The organism is Streptosporangium sp. NPDC003464 (genome assembly GCF_053588315.1).
In genome coordinates, this window is sequence record NZ_JBSFPS010000403.1 from 1 (window position 1) to 6,134 (window position 6,134).

Below are 6,134 nucleotides of genomic sequence, written 5' to 3' on the forward strand. Positions count from 1 at the left end.
GCGGCTGAGGACCACCGCGGCGACCACCAGCGGGCCGGCGCAGGCGCCCCGGCCGGCCTCGTCGACGCCGGCCACGGGACCCAGCCCACGGCGGGCCAGAGCCCGCTCGTAGCCGTACAGTCCCGAATCCCGCCGGACCACACTCGGCGTGGGGCGGAACGCAACCGTCATGGCACCACGGCAGACATAGCGACCATGACCCGAGAGTACGCCCCATCCGGACCGTTCGGTACCGCTATCTCACCTTGGCGGGGCTGTCCCTACTTCGCCGTGGCGAAGATCTCCGGCCTGGCGAAGATCTCGGGCGTCGAGAGGACCGTCGCGCGGGAGAACGGCCAGAAGATCGCGAAGGCCCGGCCGATCACGTCGTCCTCGGAGATCGTGCCCTCGCCCTCCTGCTCCTCGTGGTCGCGCGAGTCCGCGGAGGCCGAGCGGTGGTCACCCATGACCCAGAGCCGCCCCTTGGGCACGACCTTCTCGAACTTGCCGCCCGCGGCGAAGTCGTCGGGGTGCAGGTAGGCCTTCTCGTCGATCGGGACCCCGTTGACGGTGATCCGGTTCTGGGCGTCACAGCACTTCACGGTGTCGCCGCCGACCGCGATGACCCGTTTGATGGTGTCGCCGCCCGGCCAGCCCTTGAAGACCACCACGTCACCGCGCTCGGTCTCACCGTGCAGCTTGTTGACGACCACCCGGTCGCCTTCCCGCAGGGTGTTCTCCATCGACTCCGACGGGATCTTGAAGGGCTGGACGACGAACGCCTGCAGCAGCAGCGCCACCACCACGCCGGACACGATCAGGGCGACCGTCTCGCGCAGTCTGCCCTTGCGGGGTTCTGCCTTCTTGCTCTCGGATTCCGCGGACTTGCTATCGGGTTCCACAGTCATGAGGTACGGCTACCGCCTTGAAAGCCGACGACGCCACAGCACCAGCGGCACGGCTCCCGCGAGGCCGCCGAGGAGCGGGACCGCTCCGGCCGCGGCGGCCGCCTTGAGCGCGGGCTGCTGGAAGGTGTCGGGGATGGGGAGGATCTTAGCTCTGGAGAAGGGCCACACGATCACGAAGGCACGGCCGACCACCTTGTCCACCGGGATCGTCCCGCCGCCGGGGTCGCCGGTGTGGGAGCGGGAGTCGAGGGAGACCGCGCGGTGGTCGCCCATGACCCACAGGCGGCCCTCCGGGACCTTGACCTCGAAGGGATCGCGGGAGGGCAGGTCACCCGGGTAGAGGTAGTCCCGCTCGTCGAGGGGCACCCCGTTGACCGTGACCCGCCCCTGGACGTCACAGCACTTCACGGTGTCGCCGTGGACGCCGATGACGCGCTTGATGTAGTCCTTCTCGCCGGGGACCACCCCGAAGGCGGTGCCGACCCAGCGGAAGAAGGCGGAGACCGGGTTGGACGGCTCCGGCAACTGGACCTCGCCGTCCCAGGAGTCCACGCCGGAGAAGACCACGATGTCACCGCGCTCGATGTCACGGGTGTGGTAGACGAGCTTGTTCACCAGCACCCGGTCGTTCGTCAGGAGGGTGTTCTCCATCGACTCCGACGGGATGTAGAACGCCTGGATCACGAAGGTCTTGATCAACAGCGCGAGGACCAGCGCGACGACGACCAGGACGGGGAGCTCCTTCCAGAAGGAGCCCTTCTTCTTGTCCTTGTCGCTCTCGGCGGTCTTCTGTGCGTCTTCGGCGACCACGCCCACCTCGTCCTCGACAGGCCGACGCGAGGCCGTGCCGTACTCCCGGTCTTCGCTAGTCATCGTGACGAGCCTAGATGATGGTCGATGTCATCCGACTGCCCGTCGGGTCACCATGGCTATGCGTCTTGCCCATAGGAGGTCAAAACCCTCCTTGCACACGGCTGGCCCGCACCCCGGGAGGGGGACGGGCCAGGACGGCACGGCGCGGGCTCTAGCGGGCGTCGCGCTTCTCGCGGATGCGGGCGGCCTTGCCGCGCAGGTCGCGCATGTAGTAGAGCTTGGCGCGGCGGACGTCGCCACGGGTCACCAGGGCGATCTTCTCGATGACCGGGCTGTGCACCGGGAAGGTGCGCTCGACGCCGACGCTGTAGCTGACCTTGCGGACGGTGAAGGTCTCACGGGCGCCACTGCCCTGGCGACGCAGGACGAAGCCCTTGAAGACCTGGACACGGGAGCGGGTGCCCTCGATCACTCGGACGTGCACTTCGAGCGTGTCACCGGGGCGGAAGTCCGGGATGTCGCTGCGGAGCGTGGCCTTCTCAAGCTCAGTGATCAGCGTGTGCATGGCAGTGGTACCTCATTTACGCGAGCACCCGGAGGTCCATCCGGCCGCGACGGAGCGGCATCATGATGGACACGCGTGCTGAATTGGACTGTGTCTTGGGAGTCAGGCCCTCTGCCCGACGGCGCGCGCCAACCAGCGGACAGTCGGCGGCAACGGTTCAGTCTGCCATATTTTCGCGACCGACCGGAAATCAACCAGTCAGAACGCCCCGGCGGACCGGCCCCGCGGCCCGGGGACGACGGGCGGCCCGCCGCCCTGATCCCGGCGGTCAGCCGGAGAAGCCGAGCTCCGCCAGGACCTGGCGGTCATGCTTGTCCAGGCTCTCCGGATCGAGCGCCGACAGCAGCTCGGGCCGGTTCTTCGCGGTACGGCGGAGCGCCTCGTCCCGCCGCCACCGGGCGATCTTCCCGTGGTGCCCGGAGAGCAGGATCTCCGGGACCTCGCGCCCCCGCCACTCGGGCGGCTTGGTGTGGACCGGCCCCTCCAGGAGGTTCTCCATCGCCCCCGGCGCGAACGAGTCGTCCACGGCCGAGTGGGCGTTGCCGAGCACGCCGGGCAGCAGCCGCCCGACGGCCTCCACCATCACCAGCACCGCCACCTCGCCGCCGGCGAGCACGTAGTCGCCGATGCTGACCTCGTCCACGCGCATGCGCGAGCCGTACTCGGCCATGACCCGGGAGTCGATGCCCTCGTAGCGGGCCGGGGTGAACAGCAGCCACGGTTCGCGGGCGTACTCCATGGCCAGCTTCTGGGTGAAGGGCACCCCGCTGGGGGTCGGCACGATGATCCGGGGCTGCGCGCCGGGGCCGGCGGCGAGGACGGTGTCGATGGCCTCGCCCCACGGCTCGGGCTTCATGACCATTCCGGGCCCGCCCCCGTAGGGGGTGTCGTCCACCGTGCGGTGCACGTCGTGGGCCCAGTCGCGGAGCTGGTGGAGGTGGACGTCGAGGATGCCGCGCTCACGGGCCTTGCCGATGAGGGAGACGTCGAGCGGGGCGAAGTATTCGGGGAAGATCGAGATGACGTCGATGCGCATGTCAGACGGCCTGGTCCGGGTCGAGCAGGCCGGCGGGCCCGTCCACGACGAGGAGGCCCTTGTCCAGGTCGATCACGGGGACCAGCGCCTTCACGAACGGCACGTAGACCTCGGCCGTGCCCCGCCGTACGACGAGCAGGTCCTGACCGTGGTGGAGGACGTCGGTCACCTCCCCGACCCTCTCGCCGTCGGGGGTGACCACGGTGAGGCCGATGAGCTGGTGGTCGTAGAACTCGTCGGGGTCCTCGGAGGGCGGGATGTCCGCCGAGTCGATGACGAGCGTGGTGCCGCGGAGCGCCTCGGCGCGGTCGCGGTCGTTGACGCCCTCGAACCTGACCAGCAGGACTCCTGAGTGCCAGCGCCGGGACTCGACGACGAGCGGACCGGTCGACGCGGGGTCGGTGGCGACGGCCGTGCCCGGGGCGAAGCGCCCCTCCGGGTCATCGGTGCGGACCTCCACGGACACGTCGCCGCGGAGTCCGTGCGGGCGGCCGATCCGGCCTATGACAAGCTGCACGCCCGCCTCCCAAAGTTAGTCGTGTGTGGCAGAAAGCAAACGGGCCACCCACTGGATGGGTGACCCGTTCACTCGATGGATCGCGTCGGCTAGCGGGCCTCGTTCAGGTCGAGCAGATCGACCCGGACGTATTTGCCGTCGCCCAAGGCGTTCACGACGGTGCGCAGCGCCTTGGCCGTACGGCCACCACGGCCGATGACCTTGCCGAGGTCCTCGGGGTGGACCCGGACCTCAAGCACACGCCCGCTGCGGATGCGGCGAGCGTGAACCTGGACCTCGTCGGGATGTTCGACGATGCCCTTCACCAGGTGCTCGAGGGCCTCCTCGAGCATCTCAGGCCTCGCCTTCCGGCTTCTCCTCCGCGACCGGCTCAGCCGGGGTCTCAGCGGCGGTCTCGTCGGCCTTCACCGGCTTCTTGGCCGACTTCTTCGGCGTGGTGGCGGCGGCGTCCAGGGACAGCGCCTCCTTGGCCGCGGCCTCGTAGGCGGCGTGACGGTCGGCCTTGGGCTCGGCGACCTTGAGCGGAGCCGGAGCCGGCTCGCCCTTGAACTTCTGCCAGTCACCGGTGAGCTTGAGGAGCTTCAGCACGGGCTCGGTCGGCTGCGCGCCGACACCCAGCCAGTAAGCCGCCCGCTCGGCATCGATCTCGATGCGCGAGGGGTTCTCCTTCGGGTGGTACAGGCCGATCTCCTCGATCGCCCGGCCGTCACGCTTGGTGCGGCTGTCGGCGATGACGACGCGGTACTGCGGGTTGCGGATCATGCCGAGCCGCTTGAGCTTGATCTTGACTGCCACTGGTGTGGTCTCTCCTGCATTAGAGCGTGGGTGAACGGCATCTCATCGAGTGGGGCACGAGGAGAGGACCGCCCGTAGGGACAGGCGCGGCACGCGGGGGTGAGAGGGCACCCACGTGGTCACGATGTTCCAACATGTCATTGTGCCAGATGTACGGGAGTGCCCAGCCAAACAACGCCCATTCCGTCCGGCCCACCGAGGGCAAATCTCGGTAATCCCCGTGTGTCCGGGGCACCGGCCGCAGCGCCCTGCTGCGCTAAATGGCCGCCGTGGCAACCACCCTGAGATCCCTGCTGCTGACCGCGACCGGTTCCCTCGCCGTCCTGGGCGCCGTGCTGGCCATGAGAGCGTCCGCCGCCACCGGCGGGTCGGTCCTGGCCAGAGGCGTCGAACTGGAGGTCCACGGCATTCCCGCACTCGGCCAGGAGGCGTTCGCCGGCAGCTGGGGCCGCGCCTTCGCCGGCCCTTCCGGGGGTGAGGACGACGGCGACTGGGCGGACCCCGACGGCGTCCGCGCCTTCGTCTCACTGGGCGGCAGGCGGCTGCGGGCGAGGGTCGCCGCGCCGGTCTCCTGGGAGGCGACCAGCCGGTTCGACGTCAGGCGGCTCAGGCTCAACCCCCGAGCCGGGCAGCCGCTGCTGGTGACGGGCACGGTGACGACCGGCGTCAGGTGGCGGCCGTCCGGCCCGGCGAGCGCCTCGGTCCTGGCCGCGCCCGGTAGCGTGACCGTGCTCGGCCGGCCGGTCGAGGCGGGCACGACGGTCATCCCGGCGACGGGCGCCCAGCTCGGCTATCCCGGGGTCGGGAGCGCGGTGCTCACTGTCGTCAGGACCGACGTACGGCGGACCGCCCCGCGCGCCGAGGCCGGGATGACCCTCGCGATCAGCGGGCGCATGCTCGACGCCTCGGGCGGCCTCGTCCACGACGGGCCACTGGCCGAGGTGATCCTCGGCGGCACCGGTGTCCACTGCGCCGGCGCCGGCGTGACACCGCGTCCCGCCCCGTCTCCGGCGTCGGACTTCACCCCGAGCCTCGCCCCGTTCTCCGAACCCGCGCCGGCCGCCACCCCGGCGCCGGCGCCCGCCCCGCTCCTGGGACCCGCCGCCGCACCGGCACTCATCCCATTCCTGGGACCCGCCGCCACCCCGGCACCCATCCCATTCCTGGGACCCGCCGCCGTACCGGCACCCGTCCCGTTCTGGGCGCCCGCCGCCATCCCGGGGCCGGCCGCCACGCCCGCCTCCTCGGCGGGCTCCTCGGGGCCGGTCACCGCACCGGCCCCCGTCCCGGCCGCCGCACCGGCCCCCGTCGAGTCGCTGCTGACCGCGCTGGCCGCCCCGGCCGGCTGCGCACGGCCTCCGGCGTGAGCATCCGGACGACCGGGCGGGGATGGTCCGGGACGGCCGTGCAGGGTGGTCCGGGATGACCGCCGGGGCCATGGGCGTGGCCGTCAGGGAAGGTGTCGCTATGGTGCAGGTGCATGGCTGCTCCAGGGGAGGATCGAAGGAGTCGTCAGGATGC

General features: G+C 70.7%; 8 protein-coding genes and 1 pseudogene. 1 reads left to right on the forward strand and 8 read right to left on the reverse strand.

Annotation, left to right across the window (positions count from 1 at the left end; all coding sequences use genetic code 11):
• The 8 genes and pseudogenes from ACWDS7_RS45645 to rpsP form a co-directional block, all read right to left on the reverse strand.
• A pseudogene (locus ACWDS7_RS45645) lies at nt 1-171 on the reverse strand (ribonuclease HII); the annotation flags it as partial.
• An 89-nt stretch (nt 172-260) separates the two neighbouring features.
• Complete coding sequence (gene lepB / locus ACWDS7_RS45650; RefSeq protein WP_451934387.1) at nt 261-887, reverse strand: signal peptidase I; 627 nt, start codon at nt 885-887, stop codon at nt 261-263.
• Nucleotides 888-896: 9 nt separating this feature from the next.
• On the reverse strand, nt 897-1,760 hold the full coding sequence (lepB, locus tag ACWDS7_RS45655; RefSeq protein WP_306856606.1) for a signal peptidase I: 864 nt from the start codon (nt 1,758-1,760) through the stop codon (nt 897-899).
• Nucleotides 1,761-1,911: 151 nt separating this feature from the next.
• Entirely contained in the window at nt 1,912-2,265 is a 354-nt protein-coding gene (gene rplS, locus ACWDS7_RS45660) for a 50S ribosomal protein L19 (protein ID WP_306856604.1), read from the reverse strand.
• 268 nt (nt 2,266-2,533) lie between these two features.
• Nucleotides 2,534-3,301, reverse strand: coding sequence for a tRNA (guanosine(37)-N1)-methyltransferase TrmD (gene trmD / locus ACWDS7_RS45665; protein ID WP_451934388.1), 768 nt, complete (start codon nt 3,299-3,301; stop codon nt 2,534-2,536).
• A 1-nt stretch (nt 3,302) separates the two neighbouring features.
• On the reverse strand, nt 3,303-3,818 hold the full coding sequence (gene rimM, locus ACWDS7_RS45670; protein WP_451934389.1) for a ribosome maturation factor RimM: 516 nt from the start codon (nt 3,816-3,818) through the stop codon (nt 3,303-3,305).
• A gap of 89 nt (nt 3,819-3,907) precedes the next feature.
• A complete protein-coding gene (locus tag ACWDS7_RS45675; protein WP_012888562.1) occupies nt 3,908-4,150 on the reverse strand; it encodes an RNA-binding protein in 243 nt (80 codons plus the stop codon).
• A 1-nt stretch (nt 4,151) separates the two neighbouring features.
• Nucleotides 4,152-4,613: a 30S ribosomal protein S16 gene (gene rpsP, locus ACWDS7_RS45680; RefSeq protein WP_451934390.1), complete on the reverse strand. Its 462-nt coding sequence runs from the start codon at nt 4,611-4,613 to the stop codon at nt 4,152-4,154.
• A 269-nt stretch (nt 4,614-4,882) separates the two neighbouring features.
• On the opposite strand from rpsP, the gene ACWDS7_RS45685 reads away from it, so the two are divergent.
• Nucleotides 4,883-5,980, forward strand: a complete 1,098-nt coding sequence (locus ACWDS7_RS45685; RefSeq protein WP_451934391.1) for a hypothetical protein — start codon at nt 4,883-4,885, stop codon at nt 5,978-5,980.
• The last annotated feature ends 154 nt before the right edge of the window (nt 5,981-6,134 follow it).